Annotated in this window: 13 protein-coding genes; 10 read left to right on the plus strand and 3 right to left on the minus strand. The window is 68.2% G+C overall.

The genetic code is table 11. The features are described from left to right. Window positions 1–60: 60 nt before the first annotated feature. On the minus strand, window positions 61–432 hold the full coding sequence (locus D457_RS0105485; RefSeq protein WP_017579642.1) for a DUF6703 family protein: 372 nt from the start codon (window positions 430–432) through the stop codon (window positions 61–63). Window positions 433–779: 347 nt separating this feature from the next. Here D457_RS0105485 and D457_RS0105490 point away from each other — a divergent pair, with 347 nt between their 5' ends. From D457_RS0105490 to D457_RS0105500, 3 genes are all read left to right on the plus strand, one after another. After that, window positions 780–4,526 carry a bifunctional glycosyltransferase/CDP-glycerol:glycerophosphate glycerophosphotransferase gene (locus D457_RS0105490; RefSeq protein ID WP_026116362.1) on the plus strand — a complete coding sequence of 1,249 codons (3,747 nt, stop codon included), beginning with the start codon at window positions 780–782 and terminating at the stop codon, window positions 4,524–4,526. Between the two features lie 91 nt (window positions 4,527–4,617). Next, window positions 4,618–4,926 (plus strand): antibiotic biosynthesis monooxygenase family protein, encoded by a 309-nt coding sequence (locus tag D457_RS0105495; RefSeq protein WP_017579644.1) that lies wholly within the window; start codon window positions 4,618–4,620, stop codon window positions 4,924–4,926. A gap of 212 nt (window positions 4,927–5,138) precedes the next feature. Continuing rightward, entirely contained in the window at window positions 5,139–6,527 is a 1,389-nt protein-coding gene (locus D457_RS0105500) for a glycine--tRNA ligase (RefSeq protein ID WP_193374448.1), read from the plus strand. 142 nt (window positions 6,528–6,669) lie between these two features. Here D457_RS0105500 and D457_RS34005 read toward each other — a convergent pair whose 3' ends face one another. Both D457_RS34005 and trhA read right to left on the minus strand, forming a co-directional pair. Then, entirely contained in the window at window positions 6,670–8,829 is a 2,160-nt protein-coding gene (locus tag D457_RS34005) for a serine/threonine protein kinase (RefSeq protein WP_160167387.1), read from the minus strand. A 423-nt stretch (window positions 8,830–9,252) separates the two neighbouring features. Further along, the gene (gene trhA / locus D457_RS0105510) at window positions 9,253–9,969 is read right to left on the minus strand and encodes a PAQR family membrane homeostasis protein TrhA (protein ID WP_017579647.1); all 717 of its coding nucleotides are present in this window, start codon (window positions 9,967–9,969) and stop codon (window positions 9,253–9,255) included. 444 nt (window positions 9,970–10,413) lie between these two features. On the opposite strand from trhA, the gene ppdK reads away from it, so the two are divergent. The 7 genes from ppdK (at window position 10,414) to D457_RS0105545 (ending at window position 22,029) form a co-directional block, all read left to right on the plus strand. Then, a complete protein-coding gene (gene ppdK / locus D457_RS0105515; protein WP_017579648.1) occupies window positions 10,414–13,113 on the plus strand; it encodes a pyruvate, phosphate dikinase in 2,700 nt (899 codons plus the stop codon). A gap of 351 nt (window positions 13,114–13,464) precedes the next feature. Continuing rightward, window positions 13,465–14,589, plus strand: coding sequence for an ElyC/SanA/YdcF family protein (locus D457_RS0105520; RefSeq protein ID WP_017579649.1), 1,125 nt, complete (start codon window positions 13,465–13,467; stop codon window positions 14,587–14,589). Window positions 14,590–14,638: 49 nt separating this feature from the next. Further along, on the plus strand, window positions 14,639–15,940 hold the full coding sequence (locus tag D457_RS0105525) for a deoxyguanosinetriphosphate triphosphohydrolase (protein ID WP_017579650.1): 1,302 nt from the start codon (window positions 14,639–14,641) through the stop codon (window positions 15,938–15,940). A 142-nt stretch (window positions 15,941–16,082) separates the two neighbouring features. Beyond that, window positions 16,083–16,247: a hypothetical protein gene (locus D457_RS36110; RefSeq protein WP_017579651.1), complete on the plus strand. Its 165-nt coding sequence runs from the start codon at window positions 16,083–16,085 to the stop codon at window positions 16,245–16,247. Between the two features lie 265 nt (window positions 16,248–16,512). Next, window positions 16,513–19,332 (plus strand): DNA primase, encoded by a 2,820-nt coding sequence (dnaG, locus tag D457_RS37685; protein WP_017579652.1) that lies wholly within the window; start codon window positions 16,513–16,515, stop codon window positions 19,330–19,332. Window positions 19,333–19,436: 104 nt separating this feature from the next. Next, window positions 19,437–20,522, plus strand: a complete 1,086-nt coding sequence (gene rpoD, locus D457_RS0105540) for an RNA polymerase sigma factor RpoD (RefSeq protein ID WP_026116364.1) — start codon at window positions 19,437–19,439, stop codon at window positions 20,520–20,522. A gap of 181 nt (window positions 20,523–20,703) precedes the next feature. Then, the gene (locus tag D457_RS0105545) at window positions 20,704–22,029 is read left to right on the plus strand and encodes a glycoside hydrolase family 18 protein (protein ID WP_026116365.1); all 1,326 of its coding nucleotides are present in this window, start codon (window positions 20,704–20,706) and stop codon (window positions 22,027–22,029) included. Window positions 22,030–22,055: the final 26 nt, after the last annotated feature.

The raw sequence follows: 22,055 nt of genomic DNA on the forward strand, positions 1-22,055 counted from the left end.
CGAAAACGAAAATGGTTGTCAAAATTGACGGGGGTGTCCTGTCCCTCAGAGGCCTGTCCCTCAGAAACCCAGCATCCGGGCCATAGCCAAGACCAGCACCACCAGCATCATCAGCACGCGGGGCACCCGCTGCTGCCGGGCCAGGGAGGGCCAGGTGAGGTAGGCCAGCCACAGGAAGAACACCGCCACCAGCAGCAGACACAGCGCGCCCAGTGGGCCGGGGGCCATCAGCCCCGCGATGAACAGTGCTCCCAAGATCACCGGCGGTATCCACCGCGGCCGTTGGTGCAACCAGACCAGGGGTACCGCGCTGCGCTGCTCGACCTCGCGGCGCAACCGCCCGGCGCCCGGTGTGAGAAGGCTGTCACCCAGGGGAAGGGGGCGTCCCTGCCCGGCTCGCCGTCGTTCGTCCTCGTGCTCGGGAGAGGTCATCGCCGCCCGTTCCTCTTCCTGTGGCCCGGCGCTGTGTACTCCGCCCGGGGCTGATAGGGGCCCTCAGGTGTGCGAACCGTGCCCCAGCGCCTGTGGTAATCCTTGAAACGTTGGATCTGACCCTAGTGCAGGGACCTGGCACAGCGCCGGGCGAAGGCGCGGCAGCAGCGCAACACCGCCGCGCGATCCCCCCTCGCACCCGCATCCCCTTCTGTTCCGGGTTTGACACGCGACGGGTCAGGAACCGCCTACATTCAGTTACTGGCCGTCTGATCAACGCGGACCGTTCGCACCACGGTGCCCGCACGTCGTGCAAGCGACGAACCCTCCGGAGGGTGTCAACTTCCGTGCCCGAACCCACAGTTGTCGTGACGTTCGACGTCACCGAACCACACTTGCAGAACTGCCTCGACTCCCTGGCCCGTCAACGTGACGAGACCCAGGGCGGGGACGCGGCGCCCGGTGGTGCCGCACGGCCGGACATCGAGGTCGTCCTCGTCCCGGTCCGCACCACCAACGGCGCCCCGAGACCGGCGCTCGCCGAACCCGGCTCCGCTGATCAGGGCTTGAACGGAGCCAACGGCGACAACGGGGACGAGGAGGGAACCCTCCCCGACCCCGACGCGCCCCGCCCCGAGGAGAACGACCAGGGCGACGAGGCCGTCGAGTCCGCCCGCGAGGACGGCCTGGCCACCGCCGCGGCCTTCGCTCAGGCGCCGCCCGCCGGGCTCAGCGTCACCCTGCTGTCCGGCGAACCGGCCCCGAACCACCCCGAGGCGCGTTCCCTGGGCGGTGCCGCGGCCACCGGCAGCCACCTGCTCTTCCTCGCCGGCTCCGACGCGCTCACCGCCTACGCCCTGGCCTACCTGGTGCGCAGCGCCGCGGACACCCGCTCGGACCTGGTCGTCGGCAACGTCCACCAGTTCAACGAACTGGGCGCCGCGCCCTCCAAGGCGCACAGGAAGTTCGGCCGCCACCGGCTGGCCGAGGACCCCCGCTCCGTGCCCGGACTGGTGGCCGACGCCACCCTGGGCAACCGGCTCTGGCGCAAGGAGTTCTGGGACTCCCTGCCCGACCTCGACATCGCCCCGGAGGACACCGACCTCGCCCTCGGCCGGGCCACGCTGCTCGCCCGGGCCGTCGACGTCCTGCCCGCCCCAGTCCTGCTGATGCGCGAACGCGAGAGCGCGGGCATCCCCCTGGACAGCGCGGTACTCACCCGGCGCATCACTCTCATGCGCGAACTCTCCGCCGAGCTCACCAGCGCCGACCGCGAGCAGTGGGACCGTATCCGCCTCCAGGGCGAACTCCACCGCATGCTCCTACGGCTCGACGACGCCGACGAGCAGGTCCGCGAGACCGCCATCGAGCTGCTGAACACCTACCTCGACGAGGTCCCCAACGCCCTCCTGCGCAGCCTCAACGTGCTGGACCGCCTGCTGCTCCACCTGGTGCGCAAACGGCGCCTGGCCGACGTGCTGGAGGTCGCGACCTTCGCCAAGAGCGTGGAGATCAAGAAGGCCACTGTCGTCCGGCAGGGGCTGGGCTACTACATTCGCTACCCGTTCTTCGGCGCCAAGGACCCGGACAAGGCCGTGCCCCGGGAGATCTACCGCCTCGAGGACGAGATCAAGGTTCGGCAGAAGACCGAGGACATCCGCTGGGAGAACGGCCGCCTACACATCAGCGGCCGGTTCGGCATCCGCAACCTGCGGGCGCGCAAGCGCTGGCAGCAGCACGCGATCGCCTTCGTGGTCAACACCGCCACCAAGCGCCGAGTCCGCGTCCCGGTGCGCACCCGCCTGGCCGCCGAGTACCGCCTGCCCGACCTGCCCGACTCCGCCCGGCACGACTACGGCGGCTTCACCGTCGTCGTGGACCCGCGCCGCCTGCGCACCTCGGGGGGCTGGGTACCGGGCGAGTGGAAGGTCGAGCTCGTGGTGTTCAATCGCAGCCTGACCCGGCGCCGCATCGTGTCCAGTCCGGTGGCCGGGCCGCCCGAGCGCCCCGGATACCAGAGCGTGGGCGACGACGTGTGGATCCGCCCGCAGTGGAACAAGGACAAGCACCTGGTCATCGCGGTCGAACCGGCGCGTGTACGGGTCACCGAGCACCACTTCGACACCCGGACCGCTGAACTGTCCCTGAGCGGCGAGCTGCTGTCCGCGCCCGCGGCCGAGGCCACCGAGCTCCGGCTGGTCCGGCGCCCGGGCACGGCCCAGCTCAGCTACCCGGTCACCATCCAGGGCGGCCGCTTCGACTCCAGGATCAGGGGTGAGGAGCTCTTCGCCCGCAGCCTCAGCGAGTGCGGCGGGGTGATCCGGCAGGAGGAGTGGGACGCCCACCTGGTCACCGACGACCAGCGCACCCTCCCGCTCGTTCTGCCCGAGGACGTCGAGACCACCGCCTACGACTCCGAGGGCGCACAGCAGCAGCTGGCCGTCCAGCGCACCTTCACCGGCCACCTCAGGCTGCGCGCGGGTCGGGCCCGGCCGGTGGTCGACCGCGCCGAGTGGCAGGAGCGCGTCCTGGTCCTGGGCGGGGACTTCCCCTCCGGTGTGGACCTGAACATCGTTGCCAAGGCGCGGGGCCGGGACGAGGAGCACGAACTCACCGTGGAGCGTTCCGGAAACCGCTTCACGGCCCGGTTCGACCCCTCCCGCATCGCCACCCTGTCCGGTGAGCTCTCCCTGTCGACCGGCACCTACCAGCTGTGGGGCCGGGTCAGGGAGGAGCCTGCCGAGAAGACCAAGGGAGCGGAGGGCGCCGAGGTAACCGCCGCGGACGTGGCCGGCGCGGACGTGGGTGTGGAGTTCGACGACACCCTCATCCACGGGCTGCCGCTGGAGACCGAGAGCCCCGAGCGCGCCTACACGCTCTCCTACCAGGGGCGCGGCATCCCGGTGCTGCAGGTCTGTACCGACCTGCGCCCCGCCGAGCGCGGCACCTTCGCCCAGCGCGAGCTCCGGGAGACCTTCTACCCGGCCCAGCGGGCGAAGGAGATCACCGAGGGCATCCTCTTCGACACCTACACCGGGCGCCAGTACTCCGACAGCCCGCAGAGCGTCTACGCCGAGTTGCGCAAGCGGGACAGGTGGGCCGACTACCCGATGTCATGGCTGGTCGCCGACGGGCAGGTCCGACTGCCGGACGACCTCACCCCGGTCCGTCACAAGGGCGAGGAGTACTACCGGGAACTGGCCCGCAGCCGGTACCTGGTGAGCAACTCCCGCCAGCCTGCGTGGTTCCACCGCCACCCGGACCAGGTGGTCGTGCAGACCTGGCACGGTTCGATGCTCAAGCGGATCGGCTTTGACGTGGAGAACATCCGCGGCAAGTCGCGCGACTACTTCGACAAGCTCGCGTGGGAGACCCGGCAGTGGGACTACCTGGTCTCGCCGAGCCCCTGGGCGACCCCGATCCTGCGCAGCGCCTTCAGGTTCGAGGGCGAGGTCCTGGAGACCGGTTACCCACGCAACGACATCTTCTTCGCACCGGACCGCGAGGCGATCGCCGAACGCACCCGGCGCCTGCTCGGCCTGCCCGAGGGCAAGAAGGTGGTGCTGTACGCGCCCACCTGGCGGGACGACAAGTACTACACGCGTGGCAAGCACAAGCTTGATCTGCACCTGGACCTGCGCCGTATGTACGAGAAGCTCGGTGACGACCACGTGCTGCTGGTGCGCCGCCACCCGCGCGTGGTGGACAGCGTCCCGATCGTGGGGGAGGACTTCGTCTACGACGTGTCCCTGTACCCGGAGATCCAGGAGCTCTTCCTGATCACCGACGTGCTCGTCACGGACTACTCGTCGATGATGTTCGACTTCGCCAACACTGGTCGGCCCATGCTCTTCTTCACCTACGACCTGGAGAGCTACCGGGACAACCTGCGCGGGTTCTACTTCGACTTCGAGGAGACCGCGCCGGGGCCGCTGCTGACCCGCTCGGACGACGTCATCGGTGCCCTACTGGACATCGACGAGGTCGCGGAGAAGAGCAGCGCCTCGTATCGGTCCTTCGTGGACCAGTTCTGCCCCTTGGACGACGGTCAGGCGTCGGCCAGGGTCGTGGACCGGGTCTTCGGTAAGGACTAGGCCGAGCCGGTAGCGGTCCGGCCGTGGCCGCGGGCCGTCCCCGAGCATCATCGGGGGCGGCCCGCTCCGTCATCTGCGCCACAATGGTCCGGTGATCGTCATCACCCGATACTCCGTGCCCGAGGCCGATACCGAGGCCTTCCGAACCGACGCCGATGCCGCAGTGGAGGTCCTCTCCCAGCGTCCGGGCTTCCGATGCCACCGCATCGGACGCGCCGCCGACGAACCCACGCTGTGGACCGTGGTCACCGAATGGGACGGCGCCGGCTACTACCGACGGGCCCTGTCGAACTTCGACGTCAAGATCACCGCGGTGCCGCTGCTCTCCCGGGCCATCGACGAGCCCACCGCGTTCGAGATCCTTGCCAGCGGTGACACCAGCGCAGACGCTCCCTCCTGACGCCGGCTCCGCGGTGCGTACTACGCGTGCTCGGGCGGACTCCGGCTCCGAACAAAGAGTGCGCGCCCGCCTCCGGATTGCTCTAGCCTGGGGGGAAGCGGTCGCCCGGTGCGCCACATCCGTGGCTCCGCGTGCGGACCGCTTCCCAACAGACCCGACGATGTATCGCGAACAGCGATCCACCGACCGCCAGCCGGATGGAGAGTCACCCCATGGCCGCCAAGTCAGAGGCAATGGACGCACTGGTCAACCTCGCCAAACGCCGAGGTCTGGTCTACCCCTCCAGTGAGATCTACGGAGGTCTGCGCGCCGCCTGGGACTACGGCCCCCTTGGCGTGGAGCTGAAGAACAACGTCAAGCGTCAGTGGTGGCGTTCGATGGTGCAGGAGCGGGACGACATCGTCGGCCTGGACTCCAGCGTGATCCTGGCCCGCGAGGTCTGGGAGGCCTCCGGCCACGTCAAGGAGTTCGTGGACCCGCTCACCGAGTGCCAGTCCTGCCACAAGCGCTTCCGCGCGGACCACCTCATCGAGGCCTACGCGGAGAAGCACGGCAAGGAGCCGGAGGAGGGCCTGGCGGCTATCGCCTGCCCCAACTGCGGTTCCAAGGCCTCCTTCACCGAGCCGCGCATGTTCAACGGCCTTCTGCGCACCTACCTGGGTCCGGTCCAGGACGAGAAGGGCCTCGCCTACCTGCGCCCCGAGACGGCGCAGGGCATCTTCATCAACTACAAGAACGTCGAGCAGAGCGCCCGCCGCAAGGTTCCCTTCGGCATCGGCCAGATCGGCAAGTCGTTCCGTAACGAGATCACCCCGGGCAACTTCATCTTCCGGACCCGCGAGTTCGAGCAGATGGAGATGGAGTTCTTCTGCAAGCCCGGTACCGATGAGGAATGGCACCAGTACTGGATCGACCAGCGCCACCAGTGGTACCTGGACCTGGGCATCGCCAAGGACAACCTCCGCATCTACGAGCACCCGCAGGAGAAGCTGTCCCATTACTCCAAGCGGACTGTGGACCTGGAGTACCGCTTCGGCTTCCAGGGCAGTGAGTGGGGTGAGCTCGAGGGCGTGGCCAACCGCACCGACTTCGACCTGCGCACGCACGCCGAGGCCTCCGGCGTCGACCTGTCGTACTTCGACCAGGAGAACAACGAGCGCTACATTCCGTACGTCATCGAGCCCGCGGCCGGTGTCGACCGGGCGGTGCTCACGTTCATGCTGGACGCCTACAACGTCGACGAGGCGCCCAACGCCAAGGGCAAGCTGGAGAAGCGCGCCGTGATGCGCCTGGACCCGCGCTTGTCCCCGGTCAAGGCCGCGGTCCTGCCGCTGTCGCGCAACACCGACCTCTCGCCCAAGGCCCGCGACCTCGCCGCCCTGCTGCGCAAGCGCTGGAACGTGGAGTTTGACGACGCCGGCGCGATCGGCCGCCGCTACCGCCGCCAGGACGAGATCGGTACGCCGTTCTGCGTGACGGTGGACTTCGACACGCTTGAGGACAACGCGGTGACCGTGCGCGAGCGCGACACCATGTCGCAGGAGCGTGTGTCGCTGGACCGCGTCGAGATGTACCTGCTGGAGCGCCTCCCCGGCTGCTAGGGCAGAGCTCCTAGAGCAGAAGGTGTGAAAGGCCGCCCGTTCCCACGAGGGGACGGGCGGCTTTTGCATGTGCCCTACGTGCGGGTATGAGCTGGAGGAAGCCGGAAGGGAGCGGCGGTCCGCTCCGGGGACAACTCCGGATCTACCTGTTGCGGGAAATACGCGCCAGTTCCTCTCGGGCCTTTTCCATCACGCGGATCTCCTTCATGACTTTTTCGAGGGTCTGGGTAGCCTTTTCTAGCTTTTCCTTTGGGTTTCGCACGTGCTTGAAGGGATCCGTGATGTCCTTGAGGAGGACGTTGACCGCGTTGTCCGTCGTGCTCTTCTTGATGCCGACGATCACGGAGAAGACGACGAGAGCTGAGGGCAGAGCCAAGTCGATGCGCGGTTCCTGGCTGGGGTCGGCCCCCACCACGATCACCAGAGCGAAGGTGGCCACAGCGACGACGAAGCCGTAATCCCAGCCGTGGTTACCGATGATCTTGTTCGCCTCCCTGCGCGCTGGTACGAACTCCTCCAGCACCTTTCTCCGGTTGCTGAGTCGCTTGTCGCTGGTGACGACTTCGCTGAGCGTTTGGCAGAGTGCGCTGATCACCAGGTTTCGGCTCACACGCTCGCTGACCGGCATGTCGGGAGTGGGTTCGGTCGGAAGAGCCTGCTTCCACTGCTCGTTGATTAGCCCGTGCAGTTCGTTGCTCTGCTGCTCTGCCTGCTGCTCGCTGAGGGTGTAGAAGATAAACGTGATTTCACTGGCCTCGAAGTGACTCGTCCAGTCCTGCTCCCAATCCCCATGAGGGTGGTGCTCTTCCGTCCACCGGATATAGGGGAGACTCTCCGTCTTATATGCCCGCTGCGCTTCCCGGACGTCCTCGATGAGGCGGCGGTACTGGGCGCAGCCCTCACCTGCTGGGCAGAGATGTTCGGAGTTCTGGCACTTATGTGCGGCCATCACTTCCATGACCTCAAGGGTGTTGTTCCTGAATCCAGCGAGGGGGATGGGACTGACGAGGGGAACCCCCGGCTGATCTGGTGCCTCATGTAATGCGGACAGGCTCAGGTCGATATCTCCGTAACGCGGAGGCAGATCAGGGCGTGCCTGTGAGACGAAGAGAAGGACCGCCATCCTGGCGTTCTTGGGCTGCTTCCTCAACAGGCTCCGGTCGATCCGGGTTTCTCCAAGATCCTCGATAATCCAGCTGGCCAGGGCTGCCCGTTCGTCGCGGTTCGCGAACACCTCAGCTGCGGTGCTCGGTTTTGCCTGCATGCTTTCGGCGAGTTCGCCCACGCTGTGGTGGAGGCGACCAGCGAAATGGTAAGGAGGGGTCGTGGGGGCGGGGGGCGGCTGCAGCAGCTCGGGATCCGGAACCGGAGTCACTTCCTCCCGAAGCACCTTCGAGGTTTCCTTGCGGGTGGGGGGAAGTCCCTGCGCCTCCGTGGTTAGTTCACGGGTCGCCTTGAGGTTGCCCTGGGTCAGGGCGGTGTCCACGTCGGCGCTTTCTTCCGTTTGGCCTAGGAGGATGTTGAGGACCTGGTGGGCGGTCGGCCTTTGCTCGGGGTCCTTTGACAAGCAGCGGGTCACCAGGCCGCGCAGTTCATCGGGGACTCCGGAGCAGTCGGGTTCGTCCATCAGGATGCGTTTGATGACGGCGGTCTGGCGGCTGCCCGAGAACGCATGGCGGCCGCTGGCCGCGTAGGCGATGACGGCGCCCCAGGCGAAGACGTCCACGGCCGGGGTGAGGTGCGGGGTGTCGTCCAGCCGTTCGGGGGCCATGTAGGGGAGGGTCCCGATTCGGGCGGTTGCGGTGAACCGGGCCGTCTCCTCGAAGGCGCGGGCGATTCCGAAGTCGATCACCCTCGGCCCGTCCGGGGCCATCATGATGTTCTCCGGTTTGAGGTCCCGGTGCACGATGCCCGCGCGGTGGATCGCGGTCAGCGCGGTTGAGGTCGAGACGGCCAGGCGCTGCAGGTCGGCTCCGGTGCGGGGGCCGTCGGCCCGGACCTCTTCGGCGAGGGTGCGGCCCTCGATGTACTCGCTGGCGATCCAGGGCTGTTCGGCGTGTGGATCGGCGTCCAGGACCTGGGCGATGCAGAAGGGGCTGATCCGGCGGGCCGCGTCCACCTCGGTGGCGAACATCGTGGCGAAGCGAAGGTCGGTGTCGGGGGACAGGTGGAGCAGCTTCACGGCCGCTCGGCTGCCGTCGGGGGCCTCCGCCAGGTGGACGGTGCCGAAGCCGCCTCGACCGATCTCCCGGATCAGCCGGTACCCGCCGACCTCGGTGTGTTGTCCGCTTGTTTCGCCCATGAACCACCGCATCCGTCGAGTCCGGCTGTCCCAGACGTTTGTACCGTCTCGAAGGCCCGTGGTTAAGGGGTTTCGCGTAGAGGAACTGTGCGGGTCGGCCCTCGATTCGCGTGGAACCGACATGGCGAGGCGGCCGGACCCGGGGGGATGTGGTTTCCGACCGCCTCTTCGGTTTCCCCGCCGCACACGGCAGGGGAACCGATTCCCAACCTAGCGTCAGGCCTGAGGGAGTCTGGGGGAGTTTCACCCTCCTTGTCCTGCCGCGTGAGTAAATCGTGACGGCATCGTCTGCGCGGTTGCCGATGACATGGGCGCGGCGCGGGCCGATCGGCTGGAAGACCACTGGCCGATGGGTGCCCGGGCCTGGCCCGGACGGGGGAGTGCGTTTGCGCGCTCGGGATGCTTCCGTCCCGTTCGGCCCGGTCAGGTCACGGTGTAGACCACGAACGACACCGCGATGTAGTGGCAGACGAACGCCGCGATGGTCAGTGAATGGAAGATCTCGTGGAAGCCGAACCAGCGCGGGGCGGGGTCGGGTCGTTTGAGGCCGTAGACCACGGCGCCGACGCTGTAGAGCACGCCGCCCACGAGGATGAGGATCCAGGCGGCCGGGTGGGTGCCGTTGACCAGGTCCGGGATGAACAGGACCGCGACCCAGCCGATGGCCAGGTAGAGGGCGGTGGACAGCCAGCGCGGGGAGTTCAGCCACAGGAGCTTGAACGCCACCCCGGCGATGGCCCCGCCCCAGACCAGCGCGAGCATGGCCGTGCGCAGGGTGCCCTCCAGGACGAGCACGATGAACGGCGTGTAGGTGCCCGCGATGATCAGGTAGATGTTCGAGTGGTCCATGCGGCGCAGGACTTTCTGTGCGCGCGGGGACCAGCGGCCCACGTGGTAGACGGCCGAGGTGCTGAACAGCATCACCGAGCTGAGGGCGTACACCGCGCTGGCAATCATGGCGGGCACGGTGGGGGAGAGTACCACCAGGACGATGCCCGCGGCCAGGGCGATCGGGGCGGTGCCCAGGTGCAGCCAGCCGCGGAGGCGGGGTTTGACGGCCTCCAGAAGATCTCCGGCGGCAGCGGCGGCCCGTTCGGGGACGGAGGCCTCCGCGTTCCCTGTTTCCCGGTCCTTCGACAACCTTCGCACCCCTTTGGTCCAGTGAACCCCGCTCGGTGGCGGGCCACACCGCAAAGCCTAACTTACGGATGCGTAGGTTACTTCCTGGTAATGCTGTGTCGCGCCGCACAGTCGCTTGCCGGGAGGCCTGCGTGGCGGGGGAGTGGTTGTGTTCCTGGTTTTGGTTGGCGCTGTTCACTCTTGACCTACTGTTAGGTTGCGGTCAAGCGCCCGTGACCAGCGGTGTCGCCTGCCACATCGCTACCCCTGTGCCGTTTTGGCTCGTGGGGACACGTGTGCCCAAGCTGGACCATTGGTATAGACCTTTTTAACGCCTGTGAACAGGTGTTATGCCGTAAAACGGTGGTTCATGGAGGGTTACTTTTGCGGAGTGTGGATAGAGTCGCGCCCAACAGCTGGCCGACCCGACGCCGAGTCGCCGAGAGAGAACGAGGGAGCACCCCCGTGACCAAGTACGTCTACAAGTTCACCGAGGGCAACAAGGACCTGAAGGATCTGCTCGGTGGCAAGGGGGCCAACCTCGCCGAGATGACCAACATCGGTCTCCCGGTTCCCCCCGGCTTCACCATCACTACCGAGGCGTGCCGTCACTACCTGGAGAGCGGTGCCGTTCCCGCGGGCCTGGACGCCGAGATCGAGGCCAACCTCAAGGAACTCGAGAAGTCCATGGGGCGCAGGCTCGGCCAGCCCGATGATCCGCTCCTGGTGAGTGTACGTTCGGGTGCCAGATTCTCCATGCCCGGCATGATGGAGACCGTCCTCAACATCGGCCTCAACGACGAGTCCGTCGTCGGCCTGGCCACCCAGGGTGGTGACGAGCGCTTCGCCTGGGACTCCTACCGGCGCCTCATCCAGATGTTCGGCAAGACCGTGCAGGACATCGACGGCGAGCTCTTCGAGGACGTCATCGACGAGCTCAAGGCCGCTAAGGGCATCACCAACGACCTGGACCTGGACGCCGACGACTTCCGTCAGCTCGTGGCCCGGTTCAAGGAGATCGTCGCCGAGCAGACCGGCAAGCCCTTCCCGACCGACCCGCGCGAGCAGATGACGCTCGCGGTCAAGGCGGTCTTCGATTCCTGGAACGCGCCCCGCGCCGTGCTCTACCGCCGCCAGGAGCGCATCCCCGCTGATCTGGGCACCGCCGTCAACATCTGCTCCATGGTCTTCGGCAACCTCGGCATGGATTCGGGCACTGGCGTCGCCTTCACCCGCGACCCTGCCTCCGGCCAGCCCGGTGTCTACGGCGACTACCTCCAGAACGCGCAGGGCGAGGACGTGGTGGCGGGCATCCGCAACACCGTTCCCCTCGCGGATCTGGAGAAGATCGACGCCCGTAGCTACGAGCAGCTCATGGGCATCATGGACACGCTCGAGAACCACTACCGCGACCTGTGCGACATCGAGTTCACCATCGAGCGCGGCAAACTGTGGATGCTGCAGACCCGCGTGGGCAAGCGCACCGCCGCGGCCGCCTTCCGTATCGCCGACCAGCTCGTCGACCAGGGCATGATCACCCTCGACGAGGCGGTCCAGCGCGTCACCGGCGACCAGCTCGCCCAGCTGATGTTCCCGCGCTTCGACGACGTCGCCGCCGCCGGGGACGGCGTCCACCGCCTGGGCCGCGGCATGAACGCCTCGCCCGGCGCCGCGGTGGGCAAGGCCGTCTTCGACTCCTACACCGCCGTCAAGTGGTCGCGCAGCGGCGAGAAGGTCATCCTCTGCCGTCGCGAGACCAACCCCGACGACCTCGAGGGCATGATCGCCGCCGAGGGCATCCTCACCAGCCGCGGCGGCAAGACCTCGCACGCGGCCGTCGTCGCCCGCGGCATGGGCAAGACCTGCGTCTGCGGTGCGGAAGAGCTCGACATCGACACCAAGAACCGGCGTATGACGGCGCCGGGCGGCGAGGTGATCGAGGAGGGCGACGTCATCGCTATCGACGGCACCAGCGGCCAGGTCTACCTCGGCGAGGTGCCGGTCGTGGATTCCCCGGTGGTCCGCTACTTCGAGGGCGAGATCGACCCCGCCTCCGACCAGGCCGACGACCTGGTGCGTTCGGTGGACCGGCTCATGCACTACGTGGACGCCGCCCGCCGCATGTACGTGCGCGCCAACGCCGACACCCCCGAGGACGCGGCCCGCGCCCGCCGCATGGGCGCCCAGGGCATCGGCCTGTGCCGCACCGAGCACATGTTCCTCGGCGACCGCCGCCAGCTGGTCGAGCGCCTCATCCTGGCCGACACCCCCGACGAGCAGCAGGAGTCCCTGGACGCCCTGCTGCCACTCCAGCGCGCGGACTTCAACGGCATCCTCGACGCCATGGACGGCCTGCCCGTCACCGTCCGCCTGCTCGACCCGCCGCTGCACGAGTTCCTGCCCGACATCACCGAGTTGTCGGTGCGCGTGGCGGTGGCCGAGGCCCGCGGCGAGAGCCACGAGAACGACCTGCGCGTCCTGCAGGCCGTACACAAGCTCCACGAGCAGAACCCGATGCTGGGCCTGCGCGGCGTGCGCCTGGGCCTGGTCGTGCCCGGCCTGTTCACCATGCAGGTCCGCGCCATCGCCCAGGCCGCGGTGGACCGGATCAAGGAGGGCGGCCGCCCCCGTCCGGAAATCATGATTCCGCTGGTCGGTACCGTCCAGGAGCTGGAGATCATCCGTGACGACGCCCAGCGCGTGCTGCGCGAGGTGGGCGAGGAGAACGGCCTGGAGCTGGACTTCCCGGTCGGCACCATGATCGAGCTGCCCCGGGCCGCGCTCACCGCCGGGCAGATCGCGGAGAACGCCGAGTTCTTCTCCTTCGGCACCAACGACCTCACCCAGACCGTGTGGGGCTTCTCCCGCGACGACGTGGAGGCCTCCTTCTTCTCCGCCTACCTGGAGAAGGGAGTCTTCGGGGTGTCGCCGTTCGAGTCCCTGGACGTGGACGGCGTCGGCCGCCTGATCCGCATCGCGGTGGAGGAGGGCCGCGCCGCTCGTCCGGGTATCAAGCTCGGTGTGTGCGGCGAGCACGGCGGTGACCCGGCCTCGGTGCACTTCTTCCACAAGGTGGGCCTGGACTACGTCTCCTGCTCGCCCTTCCGGGTACCCGTGGCCCGCCTGGAGGCGGGCCGGGCCGCAGGGCGCTCCGCCCAGGGCTGATCCTGACCCGGGGCCGGATCTGAGCCGAACCGGGCCGACGTGGCGGCGCGCCTACGACAGGCGCGCCGCCACGGGCGCTTCACGGGTCCGGGGCGACTAGAATCGGGCATCACGGCGGAGGTCGACCGGAAAGTCGGCTGTGACCTGTTCGTGATATATTCTAGCCGTCGGTACGCTGCTCATACACGATGTCTGAATCCGCCATCCCACCGGCGGGAGCTCGGGCACGTTCGGCCACCTACCCCACGTCCACTCCCCTTCGCCAGCCGGGGATGCCCGCGAACCAGCGGTGGACACCGGGCGTCCCAGTGGGCGTACCGTGTCCAGATCAAACCAAGCGGAGGTGAGCCGGTGCGAACGGCCAGCGACGGTCGCGGCGAAGAGCCGTGGGAGGACCCCACCACAACTCCGGTCTCCGCTGACAACGAGGCCACCCAGGTCTTCTCCCGTGACGGGTTCTCCGGATCCGCCCCGGCCGCCGAGGCCACGCGGGAGTTCTCCAGGGCGCCCCAGGCCCCGGCCGATGGCGGTGCCACCCAGGTGTTCACCGGCGACGACGGCGCAGGGGACACCCGCGAGTTCAACCGCTCCGAGGCGGGCGACGAGAATAATGCGTTCACCCGCAGGTTCGTCCGGGACCGGCCGTTGCCGCGCGCCCAGGGGGACCGCCCCCTGTACCGGGAGGCGCAGGGTGACGCGGATCCGGCCGGCCGCGGTTCGGACGAGCAGGGTCACACGGACCCGGCGGGTGAACAGCCGTGGGAGGAACCGCGGGCGGACGAACCCCGCCGACATCGCGGCCGCCGCTCCGTCCCGCCCCGCGAGCCCCGGCCCCACCAGCCCAAGCGACGCAAACGACGCCGCTTCCGTGTGCGCTGGATCATCGCCCTGATTCTGGTCACCGCCCTGGCCATCCCGCCCGGCACCTGGGGTTGGGTCTGGTACACCGCCCGTCAGGACGACCGCACCGCCTCCGACGCCATCATCGTGCTCGGCGCCAGCCAGTACAACGGTGTTCCCTCACCCGTCTTCGAGGCCCGCCTGCGCCAGGCCCAGGTCCTCTACCTGGACGGTGTGGCACCCTACATCGTCACCGTCGGCGGGAAACAGCCCGACGACGCCTACACCGAGGCAGCCGCGGGCCGGAACTGGCTCGTGGAGGTGGGCATCCCCGCCGAACAGGTCATCGCGGTGGAGGAGGGCAGCGACACCCTCCAGAGCTTCCAGGCGATGGAGGAGGTCTTCACCGCCAACGAGTGGGAGACCGCCATCCTCGTCTCCGACCCCTGGCACAGCCTGCGCTCCAAGGTCATGGCCGCCGACCACGGCATCGAGGCGGGCACCTCACCCTCACGCTCCGGCCCGGCCGTCATCGAACGCCGCACCCAGCTGTGGTACATCACCAGAGAAACCGCCTCTCTCTGGTACTACTGGATTTTCAACGACAGCAGCGACATCCGCGTCAACGCGGCCTGACCAGGGCCAATGACGCGTTCTGTCACAGCCGGGAAGTAGGCTCGGGGCCATGACGACCACCCCCGGCGAACCCGTGCGCACCGAGAACACCGCACGACCCGAAAACACCGCACGACCCGAAAACACCGTGTCGGCCTACACCGCGCGGGACACCGAACGCCTGCACCAGGAGTCACGCAAGAGCCGCAGACGCGGACCCTTCGAACGGGATCGCGCCCGCGTCCTGCACAGCTCCGCCCTGCGCCGGCTCTCCGCCAAGACCCAGGTCGTCCAACCCGGGGTGAGCGACTTCCCGCGCACCCGGCTCACCCACTCCCTGGAGTGCGCCCAGATCGGCCGCGAACTCGGTCAGGCCCTGGGCTGCGATCCCGACCTCGTCGAGGCCGCCTGCCTGTCCCACGACCTCGGCCACCCGCCCTTCGGCCACAACGGCGAACGTGCGCTGGACGAGGCCGCTGCGGCCTGCGGCGGGTTCGAGGGCAACGCCCAGAGCCTGCGCTTGCTCATTCGGCTGGAGGGCAAGGTCATCGACCCCGACGGCCGCAGCGCCGGGCTCAACCTCACCCGTGCCACCCTGGACGCCACCGTCAAGTACCCCTGGCGTCGCGGCGAGGGCGGCGACACCCACAAGTTCAACTGCTACCCCGACGACTCCGAGGCTTTCGCCTGGCTGCGCGAGGGCGCGCCCGCCGGGCGCACCTGCTTCGAGGCACAGGTCATGGACTGGGCCGACGACGTCGCCTACTCCGTGCACGACGTCGAGGACGCCCTGCACGCCGGACTGGTCAGCATGGCCGCCCTGCGTGACCCCGGCCAGCGCGCCGAGGTCTGCCGCATCGCCGCCGCCCACTACTGCGACGCCGACGAGGCCGAACTCGACGAGGTGTTCACCGAACTGCTGGCCGAGCCCGTCTGGCCCAGCGAGTTCACCGGCGACCTCTCCTCCCTGGCCGCCCTCAAGAACCTCACCAGCGAACTCATCGGCCGCTTCTGCCGGGCCGCCGAACGCGCCACCCGCAAGGCCCACGGCCCCGGCCGCCTCACCCGCTACCGCGCCGACCTTGTCCTGCCCCGCCGCACCCTCCTGGAGTGTGCCCTGCTCAAGGCGGTAGCCGCGCACTTCGTCATGTCCCGCGAAGAGGCCCGGATCTACCAGGCCGAGGAACGCCGCACCATCACCGAACTGGTCGGCGCCCTGCGGCTCGGCGCCCCCGGTGCCCTCGACCCGCAGTTCCGCGACTCCTTCGAGAACGCGCCCAACGACGCCGCGGCTCTGCGTGTCATCGTCGACCAGGTCGCCTCCCTCACCGATACCTCGGCCATCGCGCTGCACGCCCAGCTCGTGCGCTGACCGATACAGCAGGACCCGGGACGGCAAGACTCGGAACATACGGAAAGTTCCGAAACTGGCGGCGTTTACCGGTCTTGACGGGCCCCGTGCCGGCGCACACACTGCTCAGTGCGCACGGCCACCACGAACGAGGGACCAGGGCATGCCCGAACGGCGCGGACGCAGCCCCGTCATGCACGACGTCGCCCGGCTGGTCGGCGTCCTCACCACCGTTCCCGACCACCCCGAGACCGCCCGCGCGTGCGCCAAAGCACCGGGCCGCCTCCCGCGCGCCGTCTTCGTTAGGCGCTCGCTGGCCCACTGGTAGCCGCGGATCCCCCGGAAGACCCGCCCGGCACCAGGGCCAGGGTCTGGCTCACACCGGGCTGCAGGACCCATCTTCGGCCGGGCCCGTGAGCAGGAGTACGGTCTCGCACCGGAAGGATCTCCCGGGGGAAGGAAATGGTCCTCTACGGCGGTATCCGGGCCCAACCCTCAGCTAGCGCCCAGATGTCCGGCAGATAGCGCGTCGGGAGAGCCCGGCCTGTGGACCCGTGGCCGGAAGGTCCCCGGAGCGAACTAGGCTGGAAACCGTGGCAGGCCGGATCAAAGACGAAGACATCGCCCTCGTACGCGAGCGCACCCCCATCGCTGACGTGATCGGTGAGTACCTCCAACTGCGCAACGCCGGCGGGGGCTCGCTCAAGGGGCTCTGCCCCTTCCACGACGAGAAGTCCCCCTCCTTCAACGTCACCCCCGCCAAGAACCTCTGGTACTGCTTGGCAGGCGAGACGCGGGTACTGACCCGGGACGGGGTCAGGCCTATCCGCGAACTGGCCGGGGGCAGACACACGATCCTCACGAAGAGCGCCACCTGGGTGGAGGCGCCCTTCTACTCCTTCGGCGTGCAGCGGCTGATGCGGCTGACCCTGAGCCGGAACGGCCAGCGCAAGGAGATCCACGCCACCCCCGAGCACCGGTGGTTCGTCCAGGCGGGCAAGGACAGCTCGAAGGTGCGCGAGGTCACCACCGAGGAGCTGCGCCCTGACCACCGCCTCGCCTACGTCTTCCCGCCCAAGAAGGTCACCGGGACCACGCCCTCACCGTTCGGGGTCGCGCACGGCATCACTTTCGGTGACGGCACTCGCCTGGGGCGTGGCAGCATGGCGGAGTTGGACATTGAGAAGGACCCCGGGCTACTCAAGTGGTTCCCCAATAGTGAGACCAGCCAACGTGGCCGTCAGATCCTTATTCACCACCTGCCCGGCTTCTTCAAGGACCTGCCGCCCCTGGACGAGTCCCATTCCTACCTCTATGGATGGCTCGCCGGGTACCTCGCCGCGGACGGACATGTCTCCAAGGACGGGACGGTCCTGCTCAATTGCGCCGACCGCTCCGTACTAGAGCATGTCCGCATGGTCGCGACCCGGCTCGGGATCGGCACCTACGGGATCACCGAACAGGTACGTGAGGGCTTCCCCGGGCGTGAGCCCTCCTCGCTCTTCCGGGTGCACTTCGTCAACGAAGACCTGACCGAGGAGTTCTTCCTCCACGACGAGCACCGGATGCGCTTCACCGGGGCTGAGAAGAAGTTCGCCCGCCGGGGCTGGACCGTGCGCTCGGTCGAGGAGACCGACCGCTGTGAAGAGGTCTTCTGCGCCGTCGTGGACGAGGGGCACGCCTTCGTCCTCGAAGACAACATCCTCACCGGGAACTGCTTCGGCTGTGGAGAGGGCGGGGACGTCATCTCGTTCGTGCAGCAGATCGACAGCCTCAGTTTCACCGACGCGGTCGAGTCGCTGGCGCGGCAGACCGGGATCGTGCTCCGCTACGAGGAGGGCGGGCGCAGTACCTCCCGGAGGGACGAGGGCAAGCGACAGCGGCTGCTGGACGCCCACAAGGCAGCGGCGCAGTTCTACTCCGAGCAGCTGCTGTCAGCCGAGGCGGTCATCGGGCGGCGGTTCCTGGCGGAGCGGGGGTTCAACCGGGTGCACGCCGAGCAGTTCGGGTTGGGCTTCGCGCCCGCCGGTTGGCAGAACCTCACGGATCACTTGCGTACCAAGGGTTTCACCGACGCCGAGATCATCGAGGGCGGGCTGGCCAGTCAGGGGCGGCGCGGGGCCTACGACCGGTTCCGGAACCGGCTGCTGTGGCCGGTGCGCGAGGTCACCGGGGAAGTGGTCGGGTTCGGTGCGCGCAAGCTGGCCGCCGAGGAGGACGGGCCCAAGTACCTCAACTCCCCCGAGAGCCCCATCTTCCACAAGGGGCGCCTGCTGTACGGGCTGGATCTGGCCAAGCGGGAGATCTCCCGGCAGAGCAAGGCGGTCATCGTCGAGGGCTACACCGACGTCATGGCCTGCCACGAGGCCGGGGTGACCACGGCGGTCGCCACCTGCGGCACCTCGTTCGGTGAGGACCACCTCAAGATCCTGCGCAGGATGTTGCTGGGCCGCTCCAACCACGGCAGCAAGGTCGTGTTCACCTTCGACGGCGACAAAGCCGGGCAGAAGGCCGCCGTGCGCGCCTTCGCCGAGGAGCACGGGTTCACCTCCGAGACCTTCGTGGCGGTCCAGCCGGACGGGCTCGACCCCTGCGACCTGCGGCTCCAGCACGGCCCGCAGGCGGTGGCCGACCTCGTGGACGGGGCCAGCCCGCTGTACGAGTTCATGATCCGCAACATCGTCGAGGGCTACGACCTGTCCAGCGCCGAGGGGCGCATCGCCGCCCTGGACGCGGCGGCCCCCGTGGTGGCCAGTATCCGGGACGAGGGAGTCCGACTCACCTACGGTAAGAACCTGGACCGCTGGCTCGGGCTCATGGACGAGTCCTTCGTGCTGCGCCGCGTGCGCCAGCACATGGGCCGGGGCAAGGGCTCGGGCCGCCCCGGACCACAGGCGTCGCCTGTGCCCACCCCCGACGCCCGGAGCGCCCCCTACGACCTGCGTGACCCCTCGGTGCAGCGGGAGCGGCAGGCGCTCAAGGTCGCGGTCAAGCACCCGAACCTGGCCCGGGGCTTCGACACCCTCACCGACGAGGACTTCACCGTCCCCCAGCACAGGGCCGTCCTCCAGCTCATTCGGGAACAGGGCGGGATCGCGGGCGTGACCGACCCGGAAAGCTGGGCGCTCACCCTTCGTGACGCCGCGCCGAATGATGTTCAGCGCGATTTCGTCACACGCCTGGGTGTAGAGGCGATCGAGTTCTATGGAGAACTTGACGAACATTTCGCCCAGCAAATGCTGGACACAATCAGAACTCATTCCATCAACCGGCGCGAGTCAAACCTCAAATCCGAGCTGCACCGGATTGACCAGGCGGCTCAGCCGGAGGAGTACAACCGGATTTTCGTCGAGCTTATGCAGCTTGGCCAGCAGAAACGAGCATTGCAGGAGTCCGACTCCGGGGGTATGTAGCACGGGGGTGACAATAATAGATCTCCCTATTGGGCTAGGGGTGTGGGCACAATGTAGTGGTGGCTCCCACCGTTGTTACCAGCGAAATACCACCTATTCGTCAGGTGGTCCGACTACTACCCGACTCTGGCCGGGGAACGATGAGTCGTGGGGAGGTCGCGTCGGCGTTGGAACGCCTGGACGCGTCCCCCGACTCCCTGGACCAGACCATCACCGACCTGGCCCGTGTCGGGGTCGAGGTGGCCGAACCCGAGGAGGCGGCCCCCGTCGTCGACCCGGGCCGCCGCACCGGCTCCGACCTGGTTCGCATGTACCTGCGCGAGATCGGCCGGGTCCCGCTCCTGACCGCGCAGGAGGAGGTGGACCTGGCCAAGGCCATCGAGGCGGGTCTGTGCGCGCAGCGCCGCGAACCCGAACCGGGGTACTGCACCGCCGAGGAGCTGGCTGACCTCGTGGAGGAGGGCCGGCGCGCCAAACGGCGCCTGATCGAGTCCAACCTGCGCCTGGTCGTGTCCATCGCCAAGCGCTACATGGGGCGCGGACTGCTCTTCCTGGACCTGATTCAGGAGGGCAACCTCGGCCTGATCCGCGCGGTGGAGAAGTTCGACTACTCCAAGGGCTTCAAGTTCTCCACGTACGCCACCTGGTGGATCCGCCAGGCCATCACCCGGGCCATCGCCGACCAGGCCCGCACCATCCGCATTCCGGTGCACATGGTCGAGACCATCAACAAGCTCGTCCGGGTCCAACACCAGCTCCACCAGCAGCTCGGCCGCGAACCGAGCGTCGCGGAGATCTCCTCCGCCGCGGGCTTCGGCGGGGACCGGGTCCTGGAGATCCAGCGCATCGCCCGCGAACCCGTCTCCCTTCAGGCGCCCATCGGCGACGAGGAGTCCGACTTCGGTGACTTCATCGAGGACTCCGACGCGGTGATGCCGGTCGAGGCGGCTGCCTTCACGCTACTCCAGGAACAGCTGCGGGTGCTCCTGGGTGACCTCTCCGAACGCGAGCAGCGCATCATCCGGCTGCGCTTCGGCCTGGCCGACGGCCATCCGCGCACCCTGGAGGAGGTGGGAAGGGAGTTCGGGGTCACGCGTGAGCGGATCCGGCAGATCGAGGCCAAGACCCTCGCCAAGCTCCGCCATCCCTCGCGGGCAGGCACCCTGAAGGACTTCCTGCGCAGCGGCTAGAGGTGGCCAGCGGTGGCTGAAGGCTCCGAACATCGGAGCTGAACCGGCCGGGTCTCATGTGTGACCGCGCCTATAACGTGTGAGACGGCGCGCGGGTTCCCGCACGTCCCGGAACGGCCTGATCTGGCCGACATGGGACGAACATCCCGCCCCGGTGCCGCCGTGCCCCTACCTTCGAGGTGTGAACGCCATTCCGACCCCGCCCACGTCCAGGACGCCCGTCGGACGGCGTCCGCTGCTGGTACTGGGCGCGGCCGCCGTCGCAGTAGCACTACTCGTGGGAACCTTTGTGCTCATGAACCAACGCGAACCCGAGCGGATCGGGTACTTCGCTGACTGGAACGTGGCCAACCGCGGCTACACCGTCAACGAGCTGCGCAACAGCGGAGCCCCCGAGCACCTCACCAGACTCATGTGGGCCTTCGGCAATATCGACCGCGACGGTCTGTGCTTCATCCCCGAGGACAGCCACGACCAGCCCTGGGAGCTGTACCAGCGCCGCTACGGCGAGGACGAGAGCGTCAGCGGCGAGGCCGACGAGTACGAGCAGGAACTGGCGGGTGGCCTCAACCAGCTGCGCCAGCTCCGTGCCGAGTACCCGGACCTGGGCGCGAGCCTGTCCCTGGGCGGCTGGAACTGGTCGGTGAACTTCTCCACCGCGGCCCGCACCGAGGAGTCCCGGGAGGCCTTCGTGACCTCCTGCCTGGACCTGTGGCTGCGCGGGAACCTCCCGGTGCGCGGGGGCGAGCCCCAGGGCGGCGAGGGCGTGGCCGCCGGGGTCTTCGACGGCATCGACCTGGACTGGGAATGGCCGGGCGGGCAGGGCAACCCCGACAACGTGGAGCACCCCGACGACGCGCGCAACTTCACCCTGCTGGTCGCCGAGTTCCGCCGCCAGATGGACGAGCTGTCCCGCGAGACCGGGGACGACTACCTCCTGTCCGTCTCCCTGCCCGGGGGAGTGGCGCACACCGAGGCCTTCGAGGCGGAGCTCTTTGAGTACGTCGACTTCGCCACCGTGCAGGGCTACGACTTCGCCGGGCCCTGGAACGAACGCACCACCCACCACTCCAACCTCTACGTCCCCGACTACAACGAGGACGCCAACAGCGTGGACGCGGCCATCCAGCGTTACCTGGACCTGGGCGCCGACCCCGAGCAGCTCGTGATGGGCATCCCGGCCTTCGGACGCGGCTGGCAGGGCGTGCCTGCCCAGGAGGAGGGTCGCTACCAGGAGGCCTCTGGCCCGGCCGACGACGACTACGACGGCCCCACCCGTCCCTTCGACCAGCTGGAGGAGATGGGCGGCCGCCGCTTCCTGGACGAGGACTCCGGCTCCTACTGGGTCTACGACGGCGACGAGTGGTGGACCTACGACAACCCGGACGTGATCGAGCTCAAGGGTCAGTACGTGCAGGACCACGACCTGGCCGGGATGATGGTCTGGAACCTGGACATGGACCCCAACGGCGACTTGGTCCGCACCATGCACAAGTCCCTGGACTGACCGTCCACACGGGCACATGACAGGAG

This window comes from Nocardiopsis valliformis DSM 45023 (assembly GCF_000340985.1).
GTDB lineage: Bacteria > Actinomycetota > Actinomycetes > Streptosporangiales > Streptosporangiaceae > Nocardiopsis > Nocardiopsis exhalans.